Source organism: Cupriavidus sp. PB-02 (assembly GCF_058252315.1).
The window spans coordinates 3043826-3068509 of sequence record NZ_CM177694.1 but is presented as its reverse complement, the minus strand read 5'-3'; the positions used below and the strand labels follow the sequence as shown (position 1 = coordinate 3068509).

23 protein-coding genes and 1 tRNA gene are annotated in these 24684 nt (G+C 66.6%); 14 read left to right on the top strand and 10 right to left on the bottom strand.

Going from position 1 to position 24684, the window contains the following annotated elements; all coding sequences use genetic code 11:
* Positions 1–7: 7 nt before the first annotated feature.
* Positions 8–775, top strand: a complete 768-nt coding sequence (locus AC10V3_RS14385) for an IclR family transcriptional regulator (protein ID WP_022535953.1) — start codon at positions 8–10, stop codon at positions 773–775.
* A 118-nt stretch (positions 776–893) separates the two neighbouring features.
* Here AC10V3_RS14385 and AC10V3_RS14380 read toward each other — a convergent pair.
* The 3 genes from AC10V3_RS14380 to fdxA all read right to left on the bottom strand — a co-directional run bounded on the left by AC10V3_RS14380 (position 894) and on the right by fdxA (position 2734).
* Positions 894–969: transfer RNA gene (locus AC10V3_RS14380), tRNA-Asn, on the bottom strand.
* Positions 970–1223: 254 nt separating this feature from the next.
* Complete coding sequence (locus AC10V3_RS14375) at positions 1224–2333, bottom strand: NAD(P)/FAD-dependent oxidoreductase (protein ID WP_022535952.1); 1110 nt, start codon at positions 2331–2333, stop codon at positions 1224–1226.
* A 77-nt stretch (positions 2334–2410) separates the two neighbouring features.
* The gene (gene fdxA, locus AC10V3_RS14370) at positions 2411–2734 is read right to left on the bottom strand and encodes a ferredoxin FdxA (RefSeq protein WP_022535951.1); all 324 of its coding nucleotides are present in this window, start codon (positions 2732–2734) and stop codon (positions 2411–2413) included.
* A 307-nt stretch (positions 2735–3041) separates the two neighbouring features.
* Here fdxA and AC10V3_RS14365 point away from each other — a divergent pair, with 307 nt between their 5' ends.
* The 6 genes from AC10V3_RS14365 to AC10V3_RS14340 all read left to right on the top strand — a co-directional run bounded on the left by AC10V3_RS14365 (position 3042) and on the right by AC10V3_RS14340 (position 9727).
* Positions 3042–3599, top strand: a complete 558-nt coding sequence (locus AC10V3_RS14365; protein WP_041681542.1) for a hypothetical protein — start codon at positions 3042–3044, stop codon at positions 3597–3599.
* Positions 3600–3666: 67 nt separating this feature from the next.
* Positions 3667–4845: a nicotinate phosphoribosyltransferase gene (gene pncB, locus AC10V3_RS14360; protein WP_349604159.1), complete on the top strand. Its 1179-nt coding sequence runs from the start codon at positions 3667–3669 to the stop codon at positions 4843–4845.
* 81 nt (positions 4846–4926) lie between these two features.
* Positions 4927–5613: a LutC/YkgG family protein gene (locus tag AC10V3_RS14355; protein WP_349604160.1), complete on the top strand. Its 687-nt coding sequence runs from the start codon at positions 4927–4929 to the stop codon at positions 5611–5613.
* A 169-nt stretch (positions 5614–5782) separates the two neighbouring features.
* Positions 5783–7207: a sodium:proton antiporter gene (locus tag AC10V3_RS14350; RefSeq protein WP_022535947.1), complete on the top strand. Its 1425-nt coding sequence runs from the start codon at positions 5783–5785 to the stop codon at positions 7205–7207.
* A 4-nt stretch (positions 7208–7211) separates the two neighbouring features.
* Positions 7212–8207: a 2-hydroxyacid dehydrogenase gene (locus tag AC10V3_RS14345; protein ID WP_022535946.1), complete on the top strand. Its 996-nt coding sequence runs from the start codon at positions 7212–7214 to the stop codon at positions 8205–8207.
* A gap of 35 nt (positions 8208–8242) precedes the next feature.
* Positions 8243–9727 (top strand): DNA recombination protein RmuC, encoded by a 1485-nt coding sequence (locus tag AC10V3_RS14340; RefSeq protein ID WP_022535945.1) that lies wholly within the window; start codon positions 8243–8245, stop codon positions 9725–9727.
* 87 nt (positions 9728–9814) lie between these two features.
* Here the strand turns inward: AC10V3_RS14340 and AC10V3_RS14335 are convergent, their stop codons facing one another.
* The 5 genes from AC10V3_RS14335 to AC10V3_RS14315 form a co-directional block, all read right to left on the bottom strand.
* On the bottom strand, positions 9815–10093 hold the full coding sequence (locus tag AC10V3_RS14335; RefSeq protein WP_022535944.1) for a hypothetical protein: 279 nt from the start codon (positions 10091–10093) through the stop codon (positions 9815–9817).
* 201 nt (positions 10094–10294) lie between these two features.
* Complete coding sequence (gene moeA / locus AC10V3_RS14330) at positions 10295–11584, bottom strand: molybdopterin molybdotransferase MoeA (RefSeq protein WP_490922374.1); 1290 nt, start codon at positions 11582–11584, stop codon at positions 10295–10297.
* Between the two features lie 19 nt (positions 11585–11603).
* Positions 11604–12203: a molybdenum cofactor guanylyltransferase MobA gene (gene mobA, locus AC10V3_RS14325; protein ID WP_022535942.1), complete on the bottom strand. Its 600-nt coding sequence runs from the start codon at positions 12201–12203 to the stop codon at positions 11604–11606.
* Positions 12204–12230: 27 nt separating this feature from the next.
* Complete coding sequence (gene moaA / locus AC10V3_RS14320; RefSeq protein ID WP_022535941.1) at positions 12231–13355, bottom strand: GTP 3',8-cyclase MoaA; 1125 nt, start codon at positions 13353–13355, stop codon at positions 12231–12233.
* 273 nt (positions 13356–13628) lie between these two features.
* Positions 13629–16748 carry an Rne/Rng family ribonuclease gene (locus AC10V3_RS14315; RefSeq protein ID WP_490922372.1) on the bottom strand — a complete coding sequence of 1040 codons (3120 nt, stop codon included), beginning with the start codon at positions 16746–16748 and terminating at the stop codon, positions 13629–13631.
* 805 nt (positions 16749–17553) lie between these two features.
* On the opposite strand from AC10V3_RS14315, the gene AC10V3_RS14310 reads away from it, so the two are divergent.
* The 4 genes from AC10V3_RS14310 (at position 17554) to AC10V3_RS14295 (ending at position 20888) form a co-directional block, all read left to right on the top strand.
* Positions 17554–18555: an RluA family pseudouridine synthase gene (locus tag AC10V3_RS14310; protein ID WP_022535939.1), complete on the top strand. Its 1002-nt coding sequence runs from the start codon at positions 17554–17556 to the stop codon at positions 18553–18555.
* A 30-nt stretch (positions 18556–18585) separates the two neighbouring features.
* Positions 18586–19245 (top strand): HAD-IA family hydrolase, encoded by a 660-nt coding sequence (locus AC10V3_RS14305; protein ID WP_022535938.1) that lies wholly within the window; start codon positions 18586–18588, stop codon positions 19243–19245.
* Positions 19238–19636 carry a Rieske (2Fe-2S) protein gene (locus AC10V3_RS14300; protein WP_490922370.1) on the top strand — a complete coding sequence of 133 codons (399 nt, stop codon included), beginning with the start codon at positions 19238–19240 and terminating at the stop codon, positions 19634–19636. Before AC10V3_RS14305 ends, AC10V3_RS14300 begins: the two co-directional genes overlap by 8 nt.
* A 64-nt stretch (positions 19637–19700) precedes the next feature.
* Positions 19701–20888, top strand: a complete 1188-nt coding sequence (locus tag AC10V3_RS14295; protein WP_022535936.1) for a S49 family peptidase — start codon at positions 19701–19703, stop codon at positions 20886–20888.
* Between the two features lie 58 nt (positions 20889–20946).
* Here the strand turns inward: AC10V3_RS14295 and AC10V3_RS14290 are convergent, their stop codons facing one another.
* Both AC10V3_RS14290 and AC10V3_RS14285 read right to left on the bottom strand, forming a co-directional pair.
* Complete coding sequence (locus AC10V3_RS14290) at positions 20947–21678, bottom strand: SAM-dependent methyltransferase (protein ID WP_022535935.1); 732 nt, start codon at positions 21676–21678, stop codon at positions 20947–20949.
* Between the two features lie 16 nt (positions 21679–21694).
* Positions 21695–22294, bottom strand: a complete 600-nt coding sequence (locus AC10V3_RS14285; RefSeq protein WP_349604174.1) for a Maf-like protein — start codon at positions 22292–22294, stop codon at positions 21695–21697.
* 195 nt (positions 22295–22489) lie between these two features.
* On the opposite strand from AC10V3_RS14285, the gene AC10V3_RS14280 reads away from it, so the two are divergent.
* The 3 genes from AC10V3_RS14280 (at position 22490) to plsX (ending at position 24631) form a co-directional block, all read left to right on the top strand.
* Positions 22490–23089, top strand: a complete 600-nt coding sequence (locus AC10V3_RS14280) for a DUF177 domain-containing protein (RefSeq protein ID WP_022535933.1) — start codon at positions 22490–22492, stop codon at positions 23087–23089.
* A 117-nt stretch (positions 23090–23206) separates the two neighbouring features.
* Positions 23207–23386, top strand: a complete 180-nt coding sequence (gene rpmF / locus AC10V3_RS14275) for a 50S ribosomal protein L32 (protein WP_010814675.1) — start codon at positions 23207–23209, stop codon at positions 23384–23386.
* 165 nt (positions 23387–23551) lie between these two features.
* Positions 23552–24631, top strand: a complete 1080-nt coding sequence (gene plsX, locus AC10V3_RS14270) for a phosphate acyltransferase PlsX (protein ID WP_022535932.1) — start codon at positions 23552–23554, stop codon at positions 24629–24631.
* Positions 24632–24684 lie beyond the last annotated feature (53 nt).

Genomic DNA, 24684 nt, shown 5'->3' with positions numbered 1-24684 from the left:
CCAAACGATGGCAGAAAACGAAGCGGCCGAGAAATCCGGTTACGCCAGCGTCAAGACCGCGCTGCGCGTGATCGAGATCATGGAGATCTATGCGCGCGAAGGGCGCTCGCTGACGCTGACCGAGCTAGCCAAGCTGCTGGGCGCGCCCATGTCGAGCTGCCTGGGGCTGATCCGCACGCTGGCCTCGCTCGGCTACCTGTACGAAACCGGCCGCCGCCAGGGCTACTACCCGACGCGCCGGCTGCTCGATATCGCCCAGCGTATCGCTCGCAACGACCCGCTGCTCGAACGCGTGCAGCCGGTGCTGGAGTCGCTGCGCGACACCACCGGCGAGACGGTGATCTTTGGCAAGCTGCAGGATGACGGACGGGTGCTGTACCTGGAGGTGCGCGAGTCCGCCAATCCGGTGCGCTATATCGCTGCGCCGGGCGAACTGCGCGATGCGCATGTGAACTCCATCGGCCGCGCCATCCTCGGCGCGATGCCCGCGGCGACGCGCGCCGAACTGCTGGAAGGCGTGTCGTTTGCCTCGCGCACGGCGCGCACCGTGGCTTCGGTGCAGGCATTCGAAGCCGCGATGCAGCAATGGCAGGCGCAAGGGTGGTATCCGAATTTCGGCGAGTCGTTCCCGGACCTGGGGGCCATCGCCACTCCCGTGACCATTGGCGGGGCAACCTATGGCTTGTCGGTGGCGGGGCCGCTGCATCGGGTCGAACTCAATGCAATGGGCATTGTGGAGGCGCTGAAGATCGCCGGGGACTCGCTGCAGGGATAAGCAGGGAAGGGACGCGGGCATTGCGGCAGTGCTGTCGGCCGCCGTGATTGCCTGCGGTAGAAATGCAAAGCACAAAACGAAAAAGCCCGGTGCATATGCACCGGGCTTCCGTATCGGTTGGCTCCCCGACCTGGGCTCGAACCAGGGACCTGCGGATTAACAGTCCGTCGCTCTACCGACTGAGCTATCGGGGAACAGCTGAGAAAGAAATTATAGCCAGTTTCTCTTTTCTTCGTCAACACCTTTTCGACGTATTGTTCTTGTCGCCAGGTGTCTGGAAGCTTCCGACTTGCTGCGTTTCACGATGGTGAAGGGCATCTCTGCTGGCTTCAGGCCTTCGCGTTCAACAGCGAGGCCGCATTATAGCCACGCTTTCTGATTTGTGCCAGAAAAAACCGCCTCGCGGCGGTTTTTTCTGCGGCACCTGATCGTGGCAATCGCCAGCCGGTCAGTCGAACACCGGCGATTCCACGCCGAGGATCTTGTGCAGCTTCGGCGAGGTGGTGGTGTACTGCATGTGGATCTTCTTCTCGGGGAAGATATACGGCGCAGCACCGAACGCGGCCAGCGCAGCCTCGTGGAAGCCCGACAGGATCAGCTTCTTCTTGCCGGGGTAGGTGTTGATGTCGCCCACCGCGAAGATGCCCGGGATGTTGGTCTCGAACTTCTCGGTGTCCACCTTGATCTGCTTGCGCTCCAGGTCCAGGCCCCACTCGGCGATCGGGCCGAGCTTGGGCGACAGGCCGAAGAACACCAGCAGGTCGTCCAGCGGCAGGCGGCGGGTCACGCCGTCGGCGCCGGTCACCTTGATCTCGGTGAGCACGCCGTCCTTCTCTTCATAGCCGCCGATCTGGCCGACCACGAACTGCATTTCCAACTGTTCGCACAGTTCCTTCATCTTGGCGACCGAGGCGGGCGCGGCGCGGAAGCCGTCGCGGCGGTGGATCATCACCACCGACTCGGCCTTGCCGACCAGGTCCAGCGTCCAGTCCAGCGCGGAGTCGCCGCCACCGACGATCACCAGATTGCGGCCATGGAATCGGCTCGGATCCTTGACGCGGTAGAACAGCTGCTTGCCGTCGAACTTGTCGAGGCCCTCGACCTTCAGCGTACGCGGCTGGAACGAGCCCACGCCGGCGGCGATGAAGATGGTCTTGGTGATAAAGCGGGTTCCGAGCGAGGTCTCGACGAAGAAGCGGCCGTCTTCACGGCGCTCGACCACGGCGACTTCCTGGCCCAGGTGGAAGGTGGGCTCGAACGGCTCGATCTGCTTGAGCAGGTTGTCGGTCAGTTCCTGGCCGGTGCAGATGGGCACGGCCGGGATGTCATAGATGGGCTTGTCCGGATACAGCTCCACGCACTGGCCGCCGACCACCTTCAGGGAATCGATGACGTGCGCCTTGATTTCAAGCAGGCCCAGCTCGAAGACCTGGAACAGGCCCACCGGACCGGCACCGACGATCAGCGCGTCGATTTCCAGCGGCTGGCCGCCGGCGGGGTTGCCGCCTTCGACCTGCCTGGTCGTGTCGGCAACGGGATTTGGAATGCTCAAGTCCATATTCGTCCTGATACGTTGGTGGGGCACCGTGTGCCCGGTATTGCGGAAAGCGCGTGGGGACGGCTTTCTTTTTCGTGTCAGCGCTGCAGGTACTGCAGCTTGTCGGTGGCGTCCTTCCATTCCTCGGCCTCGGCCAGCGGGGCCTTGGTCTTGGTAATGGAGGGCCATGCGCGCGCCAGCTCGGCGTTCAGGTCGATGAACTGCTGCTGGTCGCCCGGAACGTCTTCCTCGGCGTAAATGGCATTCACCGGGCATTCGGCCACGCACACGGCGCAGTCGATGCACTCATCCGGGTCGATGGCCAGGAAGTTGGGGCCTTCGCGGAAACAATCGACCGGACACACGTCAACGCAGTCTGTGTAGCGGCAACGGATGCAGGATTCGGTGACAACGTGAGTCATTTCGGTTCCAGGAAAACAGGTCGGCTTTTAATGGGAAACTGTTAGGGCCGCTTCTTGCCGGCGGACGCGCCCCATCTGCAACGGTTGCAGCATGGGCTGGACGAGCGCCGGCCGAGGCCTTTCGGAAGCCGATATTGTAGCCGAGCCTTCCGGCAAGGATAGCGGGTCTATATAGCCGGATCAGATAGTTTTCTTATTTCTTTATGTGCTTTTGATCCAACGCATGGCGGCCGGCTGGCGCGCCGGCGCGTCCCGGCGCATGATGGAGGCCGCCCGCATGTCACATGTATCCGGCCGGGAGACCCATATGCCACGCCAGCCTAGCCGTTTCCGTCCTGCCCGCCTGCGGCGCCATGCCGCGGTCCTGCCTGTGCTTGTGCTGTGGACGGCATTTTGCTCGCACATCGATCCCGTCTCCGCACAGACCCTGGCCCAGCCCGGCATGGCCGACAGCGTGGTGTCGCGCCTGGTGGCGTGGCGCGCCCGTTCCGATGCGCCGGTCGCGCTGCCAGCCCTGACCGCGTTCGACTGGGACCACTTCAGCGTGACCGACTCGCCCGCGGGCGACGCCATCGCCCATTGCGGCCGCGCCGGCCTGATGCCGTGCGGGCCCGAGTTGCAGCCGCAGCCAGGCGACCGGGTCCAGGTGCTGCGCTTCGAGCGCGCGGGCACGCCGGTCTACACCGAGCGCATCCTGGCCGGCGACGGCGCTTTTGCCGAGCCCTTGCCGCAGCAGGTGCCGCGCGGCGCCGCCACGCTGGTGTCGTGCGCCGGTGCGGACGGCCGCCAGCTCTGGTGCCTGCAGGGCAAGGCCAAGGGCAGGGCGACACCGCGGCGTCCGCAGCCGTTCCTCGACGGCGCCTGAGCGCCACGCGCGCAGGCAGACTTCGGTTAGCATGTCGGACTGACCCGGCATCGCCGTCTGGCTCGCTATGATCATCCAGTCTCTGCTCGACACCGACCTGTACAAGTTCACGATGATGCAGGTGGTGCAGCATCAGTTTCCGCAGGCACAGGTCGAATACCGCTTCAAGTGCCGCAACGCGGGCGTCGACCTGACGCCGTATATCGACGAGATCCGCGCCGAGGTGGCGCACCTGTGCCAGTTGCGCTTCACCGACGACGAACTGGCCTACCTGCGCGGGCTGCGCTTTATCAAGAGCGATTTCGTCGACTTCCTTGGCCTGTTCCACCTGAACGAGAAGTACGTGTCGGTGCGGCCGGCGCCGCAGGGCAACGGCGAGATCGAGATCTCGATCATCGGCCCGTGGCTGCATACCATCATGTTCGAAGTGCCGGTGCTGGCGATCGTCAACGAGGTCTATTTCCGCCGCACCCAGCCCCGGCCGGACCTCGCCGAAGGCCGCCGCCGGCTGGAAGACAAGCTGGCACTGCTGAAGACGCCGGAGGTCGCCGATTGCATCATCGCCGACTACGGCACGCGCCGGCGCTTCTCGCGCGACTGGCAGGAAGAGGTGCTGCTGACCATGCGGCGCGTGCTCGGGCCGCAGCTGGCCGGCACCAGCAACGTCCACTTTGCCCGCCTGCACAATATGGTGCCGCTCGGCACGATGGCGCATGAATACCTGCAGGCGTGCCAGGCGTTGGGGCCGCGGCTGCGCGATTCGCAGGTGTACGCGCTGGAGCGGTGGGCACGCGAGTACCGCGGCGACCTGGGCATCGCGCTGTCCGACACCTATGGCTTCGATGCCTTCCTGCGCGACTTCGACCTCTACTTCTGCAAGCTCTTCGATGGTGTGCGCCATGATTCCGGCGACCCGATGCTGTGGGGCGAGCGCATGGTCGCCCACTATGCCGCCAATCGCGTCGACCCGCGCACCAAGACGCTGATCTTCAGCGACAGCCTCGACATTCCGCGCGTGATCGAACTGTACGAGCGCTTCCATGGCCGGTGCCGGCTGGCCTTCGGCGTCGGCACCAACCTGACCAACGACCTGGGCTACACGCCGCTGCAGATCGTCATCAAGATGGTGCGCTGCAACGGGCAGCCGGTGGCCAAGCTGTCGGATACGCCGGAGAAGACCATGTGCGACGATGCCGGCTACCTTACCTACCTGCGTCAGGTGTTCTCGGTCAAGGCGGCGCCATAGCCGACTCAGCGCACGGCGGCCAACACTATAATCGGCGCATCGCATACCAGCCGCGCCCCGCGACAAGAACAACCAGGCCATATGGAAACCAACGACGCCCGCGACCGCATCTTTGCCCGCATCCGTGCCGCCCAGGGCAGGCCGGTCAGGCCGACCTCCGGCGAGCGCGAGGCGGTGGCTGACTACCTCGCGCGCCATCCGCAGGGCCCGCGGCCGATGCCCGCCGCCGACCTGACCGAGCATTTCCTGGCGCAGGCGCAGCGCATGGCCTCGACCGTCGATCGCGTGGCGACCATGGAGGAGGTGCCCGCCGCCACCGTGCGTTTTCTCGACAGCCTAAGCCTGGTCCACCGCGCGGTGGCCTGGGATGCGCTGGGCGCGCTGCCGTGGCAGGCCGCGGGAATCGAAGTGGAATGCCGGCCGCCGGTGCGCGAGGTCGAGGCCGACCACGATCATGGCGACCTGGTCGGCATCACCGGCTGCTTTTGCGCGATCGCTGAGACCGGTTCGCTGATGCTGCTGTCGGGGCCGACCACGTTTGCTTCGGCCGCGCTGCTGCCCGAGACCCATGTGGCGGTGGTGCCGCGCTCGCGCATCGTCGCGGGCCTGGAGGACGCCTTTGCGCTGGTGCGCAGCGAGCGCGGCGAGCTGCCGCGCGCCACCAATATCATCAGCGGCCCGTCGCGCACGGGCGATATCGAACAGACCATCGTGCTGGGCGCGCACGGCCCGTACCGCGTACATGTGATCCTGGTGGAGCAAGCCTGAGCGCTTGCTGACCCGCCGCAAGAAATGTGGCATCAGGCGCGTAGCCCAAGGGCGGCGCGCGAGGTGGTTGAATTACACTTGCAGGCTTGCCTTTGCGCACTGCCCCGGCGCGGCGGCAATGCGCAATGCGCTGATCAATGCTGCATTCCCGCCAAGGAGATCCTGCCTGATGCGACTTGCCACCGCGCTGTTGCCACTGCTGGCCATGCTGGCCGCCTTTCCCGTTTCCGCCCACGCGGCGGACCTCGACGGCGCCTCGCTGTCTCCGCTCTGGGGGCTGCCGTTCGCCGGCATCCTGCTGTCGATCGCGCTGTGGCCGCTGCTCGCGCCGAAGTTCTGGCATCACCACTACGGCAAGATCGCCGCGGGCTGGGGGCTGCTGTTCCTGCTGCCGTTCGCGCTGATGTTCGGCGCGCATGCGGCCACCGCCAGCGCGGTCCACGCGCTGCTGGCCGAGTACATCCCATTTATCGCGCTGATCGCCGCGCTCTACATCGTCGCCGGCGGCATCTGCGTGCGTGGCAACCTGCACGGCACGCCAAGGCTCAATACCGGCATCCTGGCGCTGGGCACGGTGCTGGCCAGCTTTATGGGCACCACCGGCGCGGCCATGCTGCTGATCCGGCCGCTGCTGCGCGCCAACGACAACCGCCGCCATGTGGCGCACGTGGTGGTGTTCTTTATTTTCCTGGTGGCAAACGCCGGCGGCGCGCTGACGCCGCTGGGCGACCCGCCGTTGTTCCTCGGCTTCCTGAAGGGCGTGGAGTTCTTCTGGACCATGCGCAATATCTACCTGGAGACGCTCTTTATCTGCGTGGTGCTGTTGGCGCTGTTCTACCTGGTCGACCGCCACTATTACCGCAACAAGGAAGAGGAACTGCCACCCCGCAGCGATCCGACGCCGGATTCGGGCGGCATCGCCATCGAAGGCAAGTTCAACTTCATGCTGCTGCTGGCCGTGATCGGGCTGGTGCTGATGAGCGGGCTGTGGAAGCCGGGCATCTCGTTCGACATCCTGGGCACCGAAGTGCTGCTGCAGGCCGCGGTGCGCGATGTGCTGCTGGTGGTGGTGGCAGTGGTGTCGCTGCTGGTCACGCCGCAATCCGCGCGCGCCGGCAATGAGTTCAACTGGGAGCCGATCCTGGAAGTGGGCAAGCTGTTCGCCGGTATCTTCCTGACTATCATCCCGGTGATCGCCATGCTCAAGGCCGGCACCGACGGCGCCTTCGCAGGCGTGATTCGCGCGGTCAGCGACAGCAACGGCCAGCCGGTCGACAGCATGTACTTCTGGGCCACCGGGGTGCTGTCCTCGTTCCTGGACAACGCGCCGACCTACCTGGTGTTCTTCAACACCGCCGGGGGTGACCCCGCCACGCTGATGACGCGCGATGCCTCGACGCTGGCAGCGATCTCGGCGGGTGCCGTATTCATGGGCGCGAATACCTATATCGGCAACGCGCCCAACCTGATGGTCAAGGCCATCGCCGAGAACCGCGGCGTGCGCATGCCGAGCTTCTTCGGCTATATGCTGTACTCGGGCATCTTCCTGGTGCCGCTGTTCGTCATCATGACCTTCCTTTTCTTCCACGTGTGATGCCATGAAGCCGTCCGTACTTGTCACCCGCGCCATCTATCCCGAAGTCATTGCGCACCTGGCGCAGTATTTCGATGTCGACGACAACCAGCAGGACGCGGTGCTCGACGCTGCTGCGCTGAAGGCGCGCCTGGCGGGCAAGGCCGGCGTGCTGGCCAACGCCGCCGACCGCATCGACGGCGACGTGATTGCGGGGCTGCCGTCGCTGCGTGCGGTCTGCAATATGGCGGTCGGCTACAACAACCTGGACGTGCCGGCGCTGACGGCTGCCGGTATCGTCGCGACCAATACGCCGGACGTGCTCACCGAGACCACCGCCGACTTCGGCTGGGCACTGCTGATGGCGACCGCGCGCCGCGTGACCGAGGCCGAGCACTACCTGCGCGCCGGCAAGTGGCAGCGCTGGAGCTACGACATGCTGGTCGGCATGGACCTGTATGGCAGCACGCTGGGCATCCTGGGCATGGGCCGCATCGGCCAGGCGCTGGCACGCCGCGCCGCCGGGTTTGGCATGACGGTGCTGTACCACAACCGCAGCCAGCTTCCGCAGGAGACCGAACGCGAGCTCAATGCGCGCTATGTCAGCAAGGAAGACCTGCTGCGCCAGTCCGACCACCTGCTGCTGGTGCTGCCGTACGGCCCGCAGAGCCACCACGCCATCGGCGCGGTGGAGCTGGCGCTGATGAAGCCGACCGCCACGCTGGTCAACCTGGCGCGCGGCGGCATCGTCGACGACGCCGCGCTGGCGCAGGCGCTGCGCGACAAGCGCATCTTCGGCGCCGGCCTCGATGTGTTCGAGGGCGAGCCCAGCGTCCATCCGGACCTGCTGACCGTGCCGAACGTCGTGCTGACGCCGCATATCGCCAGCGCCTCTGAGAAGACCCGCCGCGCGATGGCGATGCTGGCCGCCGACAACCTGATCGCCGCGCTCGACCAGGGCCCGCAGGCCGGCCATCCGCCCACCGTGATCAATCCTGAAGTGATGCCGCATCGCCGCTGACCCGGCCGGCCCGTCGCCAACCTGATTCCTGCTGCATGTCCCTGATTCCGTTCCTGACGCTGGCCGTGGCGCTGCTCGCGGTCGTTTTGCTGGTGGTGGTGCTGTTGCGGCAGCAGGCGGCTGCGCCGGGCGCCGACCTGGCGCGGCAGCTGGCCGAGGTGCGCGTAGAGAGTGTCCACGGCATGGAGCGGCTCGAGCGCGAGGTGCGTTCCGAGGTGGCAGGGGCCGCGCGCGGCAACCGGGACGAGTCGGCACAGCAGATGCTGCGCTTCCAGCAGGCGTTGTCGTCGCAGCTGACCGGCATCGCCACGCTGCAGAACAACCAGATCGACACCTTTGCGCAGCAGCTGGCCAAGCTGACCGAGTCCAACACCCAGCAGCTCGAGCAGGTGCGCCAGCACCTGATGCTGCAGGGCCAGCAGGCGCGCGACGAGCAGGCCGGTTCGCTGCGCCGCTTCGGCGACGGGCTGCAGCAGCAGCTGGCGCAGATGTCGGAGGCCAACGAGCGGCGGCTGGCCGAAGTGCGCGCCACGCTCGAGCAGAAGCTGCAAGCCATCGAGGCCAACAACGCCGCCAAGCTCGAGGAGATGCGCCGCACCGTCGACGAGAAGCTGCATGCCACGCTGGAACAGCGCCTGGGCGAGTCGTTCCGGCTGGTATCGGACCGCCTGGAGCAGGTGCACCGCGGCCTGGGCGAGATGCAGGTGCTGGCGCAGGGCGTGGGCGACCTGAAGAAGGTGCTGACCAATGTGAAGTCGCGCGGCACCTGGGGCGAAGTCCAGCTGGAAATGCTGCTGGAGCAGATGCTGACGCCGGAGCAGTACGGCAAGAACGTCGAGACCGTGCGCAACTCCGGCGCGCGGGTGGAATTCGCGATCCGGCTGCCGGGCAAGTCGGCGGGTGGTGACAATGCGCCGGTCTGGCTGCCGATCGACGCCAAGTTCCCCAAGGAGCAATACGAACGCCTGGTCGATGCGCAGGAGCGCGGCGACGCGGATGGGGTGATCGCCTTCGGCCGTGAGCTGGAAGTGGCGCTGCGGCGCGAGGCCCAGACCATCGCCGAGAAATACCTGTCGCCGCCGCAGACCACGGATTTCGCGATCCTGTTCCTGCCGACCGAGGGCTTGTACGCCGAAGTGCTGCGGCGCCCCGGTCTGACCGACCTGCTGCAGCGTGATTACCGCGTGACCGTGTCAGGGCCCACTACACTGACGGCGCTGCTGAACAGCCTGCAGATGGGCTTCCGCACGCTGGCGCTGGAAAAGCGATCGAGCGAGGTGTGGGAGGTGCTGGGGGCGGTCAAGACCGAGTTCGGCAAGTTCGGCGACGTGCTGGCCAAGACCCGGGATACGCTGGAGCGCGCCGCACGCAATATCGAGCAGGCAGAAGTGCGCACGCGCCAGATGGCGCGCAAGCTGCGCACGGTGGAAGCGCTGCCGGGCGATGCCGCCCAGCAGTTGCTGGGCCTCAATGCGGCGGATGCCGAAACGCCGGAAACGCTGGAAGACAACGGCGGTTGAGCGCCGCAGGTCAGGAAGGAAAAGGGCCTCGCAGGAGGCCGTTCGGCGGCGACCGGCGTGCTGCCGGGCACGACTTCAGCGCGCTGCTCAGTCGTCTTCTGGCGCCAGTTCGCGCACGTGGACTTGAATGCCACCAAAGCGCGCGGCCACCCAGTTGTAGGCCTTGCACGCCAGCCACAGCAGCCCGAAGCCGATCAGCGCATTCAGGATGATGGCGCTGAAAACCGTGATCGCCGGCAGGTCACCATAGCGGATGAAGGTGACGAACAGGCCGAGCGAAACAATCGGCAGCGAGAAGCACAGGTAGACCAGCACCAGCGCGCGGGCGGTCTTGACGGGGTGGAGGTAGGCGATCTCCTGATTCATCACGGGGAATAACTCGAATAATTCTGAATCGTGCGCCAAGTGTAACGATTGGACCGTCACCCGCATAGCCTGCCGCCCGCTGGGCAGGCGAAAGCACTGCGCCCGGCGCATTGCAGCCGCAAATGTGCGGCACAAATACGACACATAGATACAAGGGCCTGGGCGCTGCCGGTCCTTTGATGGCTCAGATTGGCCTCGGGCTCAGACCAGGCCGTCGAACAGCATCACCTCGACCGGGTCTCCGGCCTTGACCGAATCCTGCTCGTGGCCAAGCACGATAAAACAGTTGGCTTCGCTCATCGAGCGCAGCACCCCTGAGCCTTGCTGGCCGGTGATGCGCACTTCCCACTGTCCGTCCGCCGCTTGCGCCATGATGCCGCGCTGGTACTCGGTGCGGCCGGGCTTCTTGCGGATCGCCTGCGCGCTGCGCACACACAAGAGCGGCAGCGGTGGCACGCTGGCGCCCATCAGCCGGTGCAGCGCGGCGCGCACGAAGTGGTAGAAGGTGACCATCACGGCGACCGGGTTGCCCGGCAGGCCGAACAGCAGCGCGTCGCGGCCGTTGGAATTGATGCGTCCAAAGGCCATCGGCCGGCCCGGGCGCATGGCGATCTTCCAGAACGTGACGTCGCCCAGCCGCGCCATGATCTGCTTGGTGTAGTCGGCCTCGCCGACCGAGACGCCGCCGGAGGTGATGACCGCGTCGGCGGTCTCGCAGGCGGTGCGGAAGGCGGCCTCGAGCGCGTCAGGGTCGTCGCGTACCACGCCCATGTCGAGCAGTTCGACATTCATCCGCCGCAGCATGCCGTGCAGCGTGTAGCGGTTGGAGTCGTAGACGCAGCCGGCGTCGAGCGGCTCGCCGATCGAGCGCAGTTCGTCGCCGGTGGAGAAGAAGGCCACGCGCAGGCGCCGGCGCACGCGCACCTCGGCCACGCCCAGCGAGGCCAGCAGGCCCAGGTCGGCGGGCTGCACCACGCGTCCGGCCTGCAGCGCGGCCTGGCCGCGCGCCAGGTCTTCGCCGCGCAGGCGGCGGTTGTCGCCGGTGCGCACGCAGTCGGCGGCAAAGCGGATACGCGCGCCGTCGGCCAGGGCCTCGACGAATTCCTGCGGCACCACGGTGTCGCAGCCTGCGGGCATTACCGCGCCGGTCATGATGCGCACCGCCTGTACCGCGGTGGGGGCCAGCTCGCCCGCGCCGCCGGCGAAGGCGGTGCCGATCACTTCCAGTTCGACCGTGTCCGTCTGCGCGGCGGCGAGCGTTTCGCCCCGGAAGGCGTAGCCGTCCATAGCCGAGTTGTCATGCGCCGGCACGTCAATGGACGAGACGATGTCCTCGGCCAGCACGCGGTCCAGCGCGCTGCGGATCGGCACCTGTTCGATGCCGCGTACCGGCTCAACCACCTCGCCGATGATGCGGTTGGCCTGGTCCACCGGCAGGGCGGTGGGGTCGTAGTCGGAAAGGCAGGAGATGACGGATTGCAGGGTGGGCATGGTGGCTCGGCGGCTGTGTTTAGCGGCTTTCGTGCGTACGCAGTTCGTCCAGGGTGTTGATATTGGCAAAGGCCGCGGCGTCTTCGAACAGCACTTCGGCCAGCCGGTGCGAGGCGGCCCAGGTCTCGATCTTGCGGCCGCCGCCGGAAAGATAAGCCACCAGGCTTTCGAGCGCACTGACCGGCATCAGGCAGAACACGGGCTGGGTCTGGCGCCGGCCGTCTTCATCCAGCGTGACCGGGATCGCCAGCTCCGCGCCTTCGGCCTCGAGCGCCTGTGCCAGCCGCGCCACCAGGTCGGTTGGCAGGAAGGGCGAGTCGCACGGCGCGGTCACCATCCACGGTGTCGGGCACTGTTCCAGGCCGGCCAACATGCCGGCCAGCGGGCCGGCAAAGTCGGGCACGGAGTCGGTGTAGACCGGCACGCCGAACGATTCATAGGCGGCCAGGTTGCGGTTGGCATTGATCATCAGCCCGCCTACCTGCGGCGTGAGCCGCATCATCGTGTGCATCGCCATCGGCGTGCCGCGCAGCGGCTGCAGTCCCTTGTCGGTGCCGCCCATGCGGCTGCCCCTGCCGCCTGCGAGGATCAGGCCGGTGATGTCGTCGCGTGCAATCATGAAGGAGGGTTGGGTCTGGCGGCGGGGTCAGCCGCCGATGTAGGACATCTCGATCTTGCGCTCGGCGCGGGCCTGGCGCACGGCCGGGTTGCCGCGCTGCTCGGAATAGTTGTCGGTGCGGGCCTGCCATACCTGCGCGATCGCGTTGGAGATCTCCAGGTCGCTGTAGCCGCCGCGCAGCAAGGCGCGCAGGTCATAGCCCTCGGTCGCGAACAGGCACAGGTAGAGCCGGCCTTCGGTGGACAGGCGGATGCGGCTGCAGTCGCCGCAGAAGGCGTGGGTGACGCTGGAGATCACGCCGAGCTCGCCGCTGCCGTCGCGGTAGCGCCAGCGCTCGGCGGTCTCGCCGGAATAGTTGGCCTGCATCGGCTCGAGCGGGAATTCGGCATCGATGCGGCGCACGACTTCGGCCGAGGGCAGCACCTCGTCCATCTGCCAGTGGTTGCTGGCGCCCACGTCCATGAACTCGATAAAGCGCACGATGATGCCGCTGTGGCGGAAATAGCGCGCCATCGGCACGATTTCCTGGTCGTTGGTGCCGCGCTTGACGACCATGTTGACCTTGATCGGCGCCAGCCCGACCGCTTGCGCGATCTCGATGCCATGCAGCACGTCGGCGACGGCGAAGTCGACATCGTTCATGCGGCGAAAGATGGCGTCGTCGATCGCGTCCAGGCTTACGCTGACACGGGTCAGGCCGGCATCGCGCAGGGCGCGTGCCTTGCGTGCCAGCAGCGAGGCGTTGGTGGTCAGTGTCAGATCCAGCGGCTTGCCCGAGACAGTCTCGATCTTCGCCAGCATCTCGACCAGGTGCTCGATGTTCTTGCGCAGCAGAGGCTCGCCGCCGGTCAGGCGGATCTTCTCCACACCCTGGGCGACGAACAGGCGGGCGGTGCGCTCGATTTCCTCGAAGCTCAGCAGTTCGGAGTGCGGCAGGAAGGTGTAGTCCTTGTCGAAGACTTCCTTCGGCATGCAGTAGACGCAGCGGAAATTGCAGCGGTCCGTCACCGAAATGCGCAGGTCATGCAGCGGCCGGCCGCGGGTGTCGGCCACCAGGCCGGTGGGCGCAACCAGCTTGCCAGGAATACTGGGCGTCATCGAACGGTAGCGATGCTCGCGCAGGTCGAAAATCGGAATGACGGATTCGGTCATGGCCTGTGGGTGGGCGCTGCTTCCGGGGAGCGGCGCTGCGGGGCAGGGCGCCCGGGGGCCGGATGCATTCTGCTGCCATTCTAGCCGAGGCGGGGGTGGGGCATCCGTATTCCCGTTATTGCCGGTATTTACGCAGGGGCTTGCGGGTAGTTTGCGACATGAAAAAAGGGACGGCGTGGCCGTCCCTTTACCCTTGGCTGCCGGTCCTGCTGCAACCGGCGGCATGTGCGCCCGGAGGCTCGCCGGCGGCGAGCCCGCGGGGCACCGGCCCGCTTACTGCTGCGACGCCATTTCCACCTCGCGGCCACCGGTCTCGACCAGGATCATCGGACCGTGCGGCAGCGGCGGCAGCGGCTTGCGCTCGCGCGGCACCCGCGGGGCGGGCGCGACGCGGGCAGCAGCTTCCTGGGCCGAGCGCAGCTTGTCGCTGTCGGTATGGACCCACTGCAGGCCGACGGAGGCGAGCATCGGCTCGAGGTTCTCCATTGCTGCCGGGGCGGCGGCCACGGCCGGTGCTGCCGGTGCTGCAGCAACCACCGGGGCCGCCGGTGCGAATGCCACGGCCGGCTCGGCTGCCGGTGCCGGCGTGACCACCGGCTCGGCAACTTCCGCCACGGCCGGGGCGGTCTCAACGGCGGCGCTCACGACCGGCTCGGCCACGGCTTCGGCAGCGACGGCTTCCGTCACTGCGGCGGCGGTCACCGGGGCAGCCTGCTCGGCCACGGGTGCTGTCGCCGGCGCAGTCTCAGTTGCCGGCGCGGGCGTCACGCCCTCCGGCACGGCGATGCGGATCGCTTCGACGGCTTCGGCGGCGGCAGCGACGGCTACCGCAGCTTGCGGTGCGGGTTCCGCTTGCGGGACAGCTTGGGGGGCAGCCTCGGCGGTCACCGGGGCGGCGCCTTCAGCAGCTTCCTGGGCGAATTCGCCTTCACCTTCGCCTTGCGTACCTTGCGCCGTCTCGTCGCGTTCGCGTCGATAGCGGTTGCGGCCACGGCGGTTGCGGCGGCGGCGTTCTTCACCTTCCGCGGCGGTCTCTGCCACGCCCTCGGCGCCTTCCGGCAGTTCGGCACGGACGGCTTGCGACTCTTCCGCGAAGGCCTGCGGCGCCACGCCCAGTGCCTGGGCGGCGGCTACGGCTTCCGGCTGCGGCGCTTCGCCGGCTTCGGCTTCACGCAGGTCGCTGCGCTCGCGCTGGCGGTCACGCTGGCGCTCGCGGCGCTCCTGGCTGCGCTCACGGCGGCCTTCCTGGCGGGCTTCGGCGCGTTCGCCCTGGCCACGCTCGGCTTGCGCTGCTTCGCCCATGCGGGCCACGGCCGGGGTGACCTGGCCTTCACCTTGCTGGCGCGGCTGGCGGCCCTGGCGTTCGCCACGGGTCTCGCGTTGCTCGCCACGCTCACCACCCTGGCGCTCGGCACGTTCCGCGCGCTCGGCGCGCTGGCCACGGGGCTGGCGCTCGCCACGTTCCCCGCGCTCACCACGTTCGGTCCGCTCGCCGCGCTCGGCACGCTCACCACGTTCGCCGCGCTCACCACGCTGGCCACGGCCTTCGCCACGCGGGCCGCGCTCGCGGCGGCCTTCAGCGCCGCGGGTTTCAGCGGTGGCTGCCGGCTTGGCGGGTTCCACCACCGGCGGGGTCGCCGGACGGGCGCCGAACAGGCCCTTCAGCCAGGCGATAAAGCCGCCGCTGACCACCGGCTGGGTGGCCGGGACAGGCGGGGCGGCCGGGGTTTCCGGCTTGGGCGCGCGCTCGGGGCGCGGCACCGATACCGGCGCTGGCTGTTCCGGGGTGATGCCCTTGACCGCGGCTTCCTGGCGCGGCTTGGCTTCTTCCTTGCGGCGGCTGCTGTAGCTGGTGTCGGCTTCCAGTTCCTTGGCGGCAGCCTCGGCCATGCGGTAGCTGGCGGTGCTCTCTTCCAGGCGCGGATCGTCGTGGCGCAGGCGCTCCAGCTTGTAGTGCGGCGTTTCCAGGTGCTTGTTGGGGATCAGCAGCACATTGACCTTGAAGCGGAGCTCGATCAGGTTGATTTCCTGGCGCTTCTCGTTCAGCAGGAAGGCAGCCACCTCCACCGGCACCTGGCAATGGATGGCGGCGGTGTTTTCCTTCATCGCCTCTTCCTGGATGATGCGCAGCACCTGCAGGGCGGACGATTCGGTATCGCGGATATGGCCGGTGCCGTTGCAGCGCGGGCAAGTGATGTGCGAGCCCTCCGACAGCGACGGGCGCAGGCGCTGGCGCGACAGCTCCATCAGGCCGAAGCGGCTGATCTTGCCCATCTGCACGCGGGCGCGGTCGTGGCGCAGCGCGTCCTTCAGGCGCGTTTCCACGTCCTTCTGGGCCTTGCCCGACTCCATGTCGATGAAGTCGATCACGATCAGGCCGCCCAGGTCGCGCAGGCGCAGCTGGCGGGCGATCTCGTCGGCGGCCTCGAGGTTGGTGCGCAGCGCGGTTTCCTCGATGTCGGCGCCCTTGGTGGCGCGGGCCGAGTTCACGTCCACGGAGACCAGCGCCTCGGTGTGGTCGATCACGATGGCGCCGCCCGAGGGCAGCATCACCATGCGCGAATAGGCCGACTCGATCTGGTGTTCGATCTGGAAGCGCGAGAACAGGGGCACGTCGTCCCGGTACTTCTTCACGCGGCTCATGTTGTCAGGCATCACCACGCTCATGAAGGCGCGGGCCTGTTCGTAGATCTCGTCGGTGTCGATCAGGATCTCGCCGATATCCGGCTGGAAGTAATCGCGGATGGCGCGGATGACCAGGCTCGATTCCAGGTAGATCAGCAGCGGGGCCTTGTTGTCGCCGGCGGCGCCGTCGATGGCCTTCCACAGTTGCAGCAGGTAGTTCAGGTCCCACTGCAGTTCCTCGGCCGAGCGGCCGATGCCGGCGGTACGGGCGATGATGCTCATGCCGTCCGGCACGGTCAGCTGCGCCATGGTCTCGCGCAGTTCCTGGCGGTCCTCGCCCTCGATGCGGCGCGACACGCCGCCGCCGCGCGGGTTGTTCGGCATCAGCACCAGGTAGCGGCCGGCCAGCGAGATAAAGGTGGTCAGCGCCGCGCCCTTGTTGCCGCGCTCTTCCTTCTCGACCTGGACGATCAGTTCCTGGCCTTCATGCAGGGCATCCTGGATGCGCGCGTTGCGCACGTCGATGCCTTCCTTGAAGAAGGCGCGGGCCACTTCCTTGAACGGCAGGAAGCCGTGGCGCTCTTCGCCGTAGTTGACGAAGCAGGCTTCCAGCGACGGCTCGATGCGGGTGATGACGCCCTTGTAGATGTTGCCCTTGCGCTGTTCGCGCCCGGCAGTCTCGATGTCGATATCGATCAGTTTCTGACCGTCGACGATGGCGACGCGCAATTCCTCCTGTTGCGTCGCGTTGAACAGCATGCGTTTCATCGCAATACCTCACTCCAGTGTCGCGGGTGGCACCGTCTGGGCGGTGTCCGCGGCGATCCATGGAGCACGCGAGGGAGCGAGCGAGGCGCGAGAATTGCCGGAAAGCGCCGCTTCGCGGGAAATGCGGGCGGCTGGGCGCGGGTGAAAGAGAGGCGATGACGTCGGGGTAACGTCCGCGGGGCGGGAGAGAACGCCGGTGGCTGCTCTTGCGCAGACATCCGGCGCGTTCCCGTGCCGGAGGCGATGCGGTACGCCGGCGCAACCGGCGCCGACGGCATCGCGGCCGGCCGCGGAAGGCCTAGACGCGTCAAAGAGCAAGTTTTTCGGACTCGGCATAGCCGCCGTTGCAGCCTGACATCTCCTGGCGGGCGCACCTACTACTTCTTGGAGTTCTGCGACCGGGCGCCAATATTTCCAGTCAGGCGGCAGGCAAGCCTGCCGGCCGGCACCGTTTCCCGGTGCGGGCGGGACTTCTCTCACCGAAGCGGATGCCGGCAGGGGCATCCGCCTTTAAATTCTGTTTTACCTGAACACTCTGTTCCCACGTCACCGCCTGCCGCGCCGAAGCCTCCTATGGGCGACTTCCTGCGTGCCGGCGATACCGTGCGTGCTGCTTTTACTGCCATTTGCCCGTCTGGCGCTCGCGGATCACGCGAAGCGGGACAAAGAACCGGGAGACGGACGGGGTTGGCGGTGACCCCAAGTGTAGAATGCGAAAAATCGAACGAAAAATCGAAGATTAATCGCTTACACAGGTCTTGCGCTGCCGGCCCCAGGCCGGGACAGCGAGGAAATTATATTGAAAATGAATGAGTTACGCCATCAAATTGAAAAGGTTGCCGAGGCCGCACCGGCAAGCCCGCAGGTGGCGTATGTCACGATTGACGAAGGCTCCGAAGGCCAGCGCATCGACAACTTCCTGCTGAAGGTGGCCAAGGGGGTCCCCAAGAGCCATATCTACCGGGTGCTGCGTTCGGGTGAAGTTCGCGTGAATAAGGGGCGGATCGACGCGACTTATCGGCTGCAATCCGGCGATGTGGTTCGTATCCCGCCGATGCGCGTGGCGGCTTCGGCACAATCCGACAAGTCCCATGTACCCGCCAGCGAATTCCCCGTGCTGTTCGAGGACACCCACCTGCTGGTGGTCAACAAGCCTGCGGGCGTAGCCGTCCACGGCGGCTCGGGTGTGGCCTTCGGCGTGATCGAGCAACTACGCCAGGCCCGGCCGCAGGCCAAGTTCCTGGAACTGGTGCACCGGCTGGACCGCGAAACCTCCGGCATCCTGGTGCTTGCCAAGAAGCGTTCGGCGCTGGTGCACCTGCACGAGCAGATTCGCGGCAACGCGATGGACAAGCGCTACTACGCCTGTGTCGCCGGTGAATTCCAGAACGCGCGCCAGCATGTGAAGCTGCCTCTATATAAATACAGCACGCCGGACGGCGAGCGGCGCGTGCGGGTCCAGGCCGACGGCCTCGCCTCCCATACAGTGTTCAACCGCGTTGAGGCCTTCCGGGGCTTCACGCTGCTGGAAGCGGAACTGAAGACCGGCCGCACCCACCAGATCCGGGTGCACCTGGCGCATTCGGGATTCCCGATCGTGGGCGACGAGAAATACGGCGACTTCTCCCTGAACAAGTCGCTCGCGCGTTCCGGGGCGAACCCGGGCATCAAGCGGATGTTCCTGCACGCCCACCGGCTGGTTTTTATTCATCCGGCCACGGGCGAGCCACTGGCCGTGGAAGCGCCGCTGCCCGACGAATGCGTCGGATTCCTGCAACAATTGCGTCATCTGCACGCCCCGGAGTAGGGTAGTGCGTGAAACATCACAAGGATTACCATGGCCAGGCAACAGTTTGACCTGATCGTTTTCGACTGGGACGGGACCCTGATGGATTCGACCCCGACCATCGCCAAGTGCATCCAGCTTGCCAGCCGCGACCTGGGCCTGCCCGTGCCAGACGACAGTGCGGCAAGCCACGTCATCGGGCTCGGCCTGAAGGACGCGCTGTCCTACGCCGTACCAACGCTCGATCCGGCCGACTACCCGCGCTTGGCCGAACGCTACCGCTACCACTTCCTGACCCGCGACGCCGACCTGGTGCTGTTCGACGGCGTGCGTGAAATGCTCGAGACCCTGCGCCGCGAGCACTATTTCCTGGGCGTGGCCACCGGCAAGACCCGGGTCGGCCTGCAGCGCGCGCTGGCCACCAGCGGCCTGACCCGCCTGTTCGACGCCACGCGCTGCGCCGACGAGACCTTCTCCAAGCCGCACCCGGCCATGCTGCAGGAACTGACCCGCGAACTGGGCCAGGACATGGAGCGCACGGTGATGGTCGGCGACACCACCCATGACCTGCAGATGGCGGCCAATGCCGGCGCAGCTGGCATTGGTGTCTGCTATGGAGCGCATCCCGGCGATTCACTGCGGGCGATGGCGCCGGTGCATTGCGCCACCTCGATCGCCGACCTGACCGACTGGCTGCTGGCCCATGCCTGAAGCGGTATCCGGCCAGGCGCCGGTGCGGCTGTGCGCAGCCGGGGAACTGGAGGAGGGCGGCCTTGGCGTGCGCTTTTCGGTGGCGCTGGAGAGCCGCGAGATCGGCGCTTTCGTGGTGCGCTTCGACGGCGCCGTACATGGCTACCTGAACCAGTGCGCGCATGTGCCGATGGAGCTGGACTGGCAGGAAGGCAGGTTCTTCGATGCCTCGGGCCTATACTTGATGTGCGCCACTCATGGCGCGGTCTATGCGCCGGATAGCGGCGAGTGCGTTGGCGGGCCCTGCCGCGGCGCGTCGCTGGCCAAGCTGCGCATCGAAGAGCGCGATGGCCTGGTCTATTGGGTGCCCGAGGCCCCGTTCCGGATCGCCGGGCGCACGGACGATGCCTGAATGACGGGTATGACGGGAGGTTAAGCCCCCGGCGTATTTGCAAGCCTTTCCACGAGCGATTTGCATGACAGAACAACAGAAACCGCCTTTTGGCGAATCGGGTGAATCGGGTCAGCCGGACGAGCGCAAGGCGGCGGGCCAGGGTGCCCCGGGCGACGATTCGCAGCCGCCGGAATCCGAGCGCCTGGTCACCGCACCACACGCGGACTACCCACTGGAAAACGAGTTGCGCGCCGGCGACGACGCCGCGCGGCATGAAGCGCGCGAGCGCAAGGCGCGCATGGCCGGTGCCACCGCGGGCGGGCCGGTGGGCGGCTCGGGTTGGGAACGCGATGTGCTGGAAAGGGTGCTGACTGCATCGCTGCGCGAGCAGCGCGCGGCGCGCCGCTGGCGCATCTTCTTCCGCCTGGTCGGCCTGGCGCTGCTGGCGCTGATCTTTATTGCGCTGTTCGACTTCAAGAGTGACGGTATCAGCACCGCCAGCCGCCATACCGCGATGGTCACGCTTGAAGGCGAGATCGCCGCGGGCACACCAGCCAGCGCTGAATCGATCAACGCCTCGCTGCAGGCGGCGTTCGCCGACACCAACGCGGCCGGGGTGATCCTCAAGATCAACTCGCCGGGCGGCTCGCCGGTGCAGGCCGGCATCATCACCGACGAAATCCACCGGCTGCGCGCGCTCTATCCGTCCAAGCCGTTCTATGTGGTGGTCGAGGAGATCTGCGCCTCGGGCGGCTATTACGTGGCCGCGGCGGGCGACAAGATCTATGTCGACAAGGCCAGCATCGTCGGTTCGATCGGGGTGCTGATGGACGGCTTCGGCTTTACCGGGCTGATGGACAAGCTCGGCGTGGAGCGCCGGCTGTACACCTCGGGCGCCAACAAGGGCATGCTCGACCCGTTCTCACCGCAGGTGCCCAGGCAAAAAGCCTATGCCGAGACGATGCTCAAGGAAATCCACCAGCAGTTCATCGACGTGGTAAAGGAAGGCCGCGGTGACCGGCTCAAGAACGATCCTGAGCTGTTCTCGGGCCTGTTCTGGTCGGGTGAGCGCAGCATTGAACTGGGCCTGGCCGACGCCCTGGGCACCGCCGATTCCGTCGCGCGCGACGTGCTCAAGGCCGAGGACATTATCGACTACACGGTCAAGGAGAACATCGCCGAACGCGTGGCCAAGCGCTTCGGCGCCGCCGTGGGCACCGCGGCGATGAAGACCATGCTGTGGAGCACGCGCATGCAGGGCATGCACTGAGCTTTGCGGCAGGGCAGTCGTCAACAACAAAGGGGGCTCGCGCCCCCTTGTTGTTTTGCTACACCGCCAGCATCGAGAAAATCGCCGGGCGCTTGTGCAGCTCGAGCCGGTCAGGCCGCCAGTCCGACAGCGGCAGCGTGACGATGGTCTCGCCCGGGAGCGTCAGGTCCACTGCCACCGACAGCAGCGTGGTCCCCGCGCAGTGTTGGCGCATGGCGTCCAGCAGCGCCGCGTTGCGGTAGGGCGTTTCAATGAACACCTGCGTCTGGCTGGCCTTGCGCGAACGCTGTTCCAGCTCGCGCAGCCGCTGCGCGCGCTCGCCGGCATCGACCGGCAGGTAACCGTTGAAGGCAAAGCTCTGGCCGTTCAGGCCCGAGCCCATCACCGCCAGCAGGATCGAGCTGGGCCCGACCAGCGGGCGCACGCGAATGCGGCGCCCATGCGCCAGCCGCACCAGCTCCGCGCCGGGGTCGGCCACGGCGGGCACGCCGGCCTCGGATAGCAGGCCGCCGTCGCGGCCGGCTGCGATCGGGGCGAGCAGGTTGGCCAGCGCATCGGGGCGCGTGTTGACGTTCAGTTCGCGGATCTCGATCTGCTGGATCGGACGCGCCAGCGGCGTGGTTTCGCCCAGCTTCTTCAGGAAGGCGCGCGCGGTTTTGGCGTTCTCGGCGACAAGGTAATCGAGCCCGGCCGCGATCTGCTGCACGCCGGCCGGGATCACGTCAGCCAGCGGGTCGGCTTCGTCGCGCTTGCCAAGGGTGTTGGGGATCAGGTAAAGGATGCCGCTCATGGTTGGCTCGCCCCTCTTATACGGAAAGCAGCGGGTAGCCGACGTGGCGCAGCATGCCGGTCAGCGCGATCAGCGGCAGGCCGACCAGCGCGGTGGGGTCGTCCGACTCGACGCGTTCAAGCAGCGCGATGCCCAGGCCTTCAGACTTGGCGCTGCCGGCGACGTCATAGGGTTGCTCAAGCCGCAGGTAGGTCTCGATCTCGGCATCGGTCAGGTCACGCATGGTGACGCGGGTCTGCACGTCGGCGAGCTGCGCGGCCCCGGTGCGGGCATCCAGCAGGCACAGTGCCGAATGGAAGGTGGCAGTGCGCCCGCGCATGCGGCGCAACTGCGCCACGGCCTTGTCCTGGGTGCCGGGCTTGCCCATCTGCTCGCCGTCGAGCGTCAGCACCTGGTCGGAGCCGATCACCAGGGCGCCGGGGTGACGCGCGGCGATGGCTTCGGCCTTGCGCTGCGACAGCCGCAGCGCGGTCGCCTCGGGAGCTTCGCCGGCCAGTGGCGTTTCGTCGATGTCGGGCACTGCCACTTCAAACGGAATGCGCAACCGCGCCAGCAGCTCGCGCCGGTAGGGCGAGCCGGAGCCAAGGATCAGCTTGGGACGGGGATCTGGAGACATAAGTGATTGAAACGAAACAGGAAGGCGTGTGGATCAAGGGAGTAAGACCTTTGACCTCGAAATGGTTTACGTCGTATAATCGCGTATTTTGCCGCATCCGCATCCGGGCGCTGTGCCGCCAATGTGCGCGGCCCGTAGTCCCGCAGGCTAGGATTGTGGCGAACCAGTCATTGAATTGCGACCGGAGCCACGCACATGACCCAGCCGACCCAGCCCGTTGACTTGCGCGCGCTCGATCTCTTCGCGTTTTGCCGGAAGGGTGAAAGCCTGGCCGGCGACGTGACGGTGCGGGATTTGCCGCGCATCTTAGCCGAGACGGCCGCGCAAGCGCCAGCCTCGGCACCCGATGAGACGTTTGCCTTTACGGCCACCGGTTTCGTGCGCGAAGAGGCGGCCGAGCCCGGCGCCCCGGTGGCGCAGCGGCTGTTCCTCGACGTGAGCGTGCAGGGCCGGATCTGGCTGGAGTGCCAGCGCTGCCTGGACCCGTATGCCGAGCCGGTCGACACGGCCACGCGCTTCGAGGTGGCGGAAAGCGACGAAGCGGCCGACGCCGCGCCGATGGATGACGACGAAGTCGACGTGATCGCCGGCTCGAAGCGTTTCTCGCTGCTGGAACTGATTGAAGATGAAGTGCTGCTGGCACTGCCGGTGGCACCCAAGCATGACGTCTGCCCGACGGTACACGAAAGCCTCGTGACCGGTTCGGACGGCGAGGCGCAGCCCGAGGCTGAGCCTGAGGAAGAAAAGCGGCCATCGCCCTTTGCGGCGCTGGCCGGCCTGAAGAACAAGCACTGACGCCGATCGCGGCTGACGGCAAGGTCTTCAGGTGTCGTTGCAGCATCCGGCCGGGCCCCGGCTACGCCTTGGGCGGGATGCGTGTGTTAATATTGAAAAATTCTCGAAGGAGTCATCATGGCAGTTCAACAGAACAAGAAGTCGCCGTCCAAGCGCGGCATGCACCGTTCGCACGATCACCTGTCGGCAGCGCCGCTGGCAGTTGAGCCGACCACCGGCGAAACCCACCTGCGTCACCACGTGAGCCCGAACGGCTACTATCGTGGCCGCAAGGTCATCAAGACCAAGAACGACTGATAGCTTCGTTCGGCGTGACATTGCGTCTCGCTAGCGCATGCCTGTAGGTCGGACAAGAAACGGTCAGACACAAAAAAGCGGCAAGATCGTTGCCGCTTTTTTGTTGGGCGCTCGGGATTCCCGCCGGGCGTGGCGCGCGCTGCTGCGCTATCCGTACCAGGAACAATGACGATCAAAATCGCTATCGACTGCATGGGCGGCGATCACGGCGTGGCCGTGACGGTGCCTGCGGCGATCAGTTTTCTCTCCCGCCATGACGATGCCGAGATGGTGTTGGTCGGCTTGCCGGATGCCATCCGGGCGCAGCTGAAAAAGCTGCACGCGCTGGACCACGCGCGCGTGAGCATCGTCGAGGCCACCGAGGTCATCACCATGGATGACCCGGTCGAGGTGGCGCTGCGCAAGAAGAAAAACTCTTCCATGCGCGTCGCCGTCACGCAGGTCAAGGAAGGCCAGGCCGGCGCCTGCATCTCCGCCGGCAATACCGGCGCGCTGATGGCGGTGTCGCGCTATGTGCTGAAGACCCTCGAAGGCATCGAGCGGCCGGCCATCGCCACTACCATCCCGAACCAGCAAGGCTGGGGCACCACGGTGCTGGATCTTGGTGCCAACGCCGACTGCGAACCCGAACACCTGCTGCAGTTCGCCCGCATGGCCGAGGCCATGGTCGCCGTGGTCGATCACAAGGAACACCCGACGGTGGGCCTGCTGAACATCGGCGAGGAAGTCATCAAGGGCAACGAGGTGGTCAAGCGCGCGGGTGAACTTCTGCGCGCCTCGGAGCTGAACTTCTATGGCAACGTGGAAGGCAACGACATCTTCAAGGGCACGACCGACATCGTGGTCTGCGACGGCTTTGTCGGCAACGTGGCACTCAAGAGCAGCGAGGGCCTAGCCAAGATGATCGGCAGCATGATCAAGGAAGAATTCACCCGCTCGTGGTTCACCAAGCTGCTCGCGGCCGTGGCCATGCCGGTGCTGTCGCGGCTGGCCAAGCGGCTCGACCCGGCGCGCTACAACGGCGCGTCGCTGCTGGGTCTGCGCGGGCTGGTGATCAAGAGCCACGGTTCGGCCGATGCCCATTCTTTTGAGTGGGCAATCAAACGCGGGTATGATGCCGCCAAGAATGGCGTGATTCCCCGTATCGCACGGGCCTTCGCCGACAAATCCAGCGCCAACGGCGCTGCACAGCCCGCCCCGGAGACAGAGGCGCCGAGCACGCATCCCAGCCCCCACGTCGCCTGAGCGCCACGCGCCGGCCGCCGCGGTTTGTAGCCGGCGCCCGCGGGATATACGAT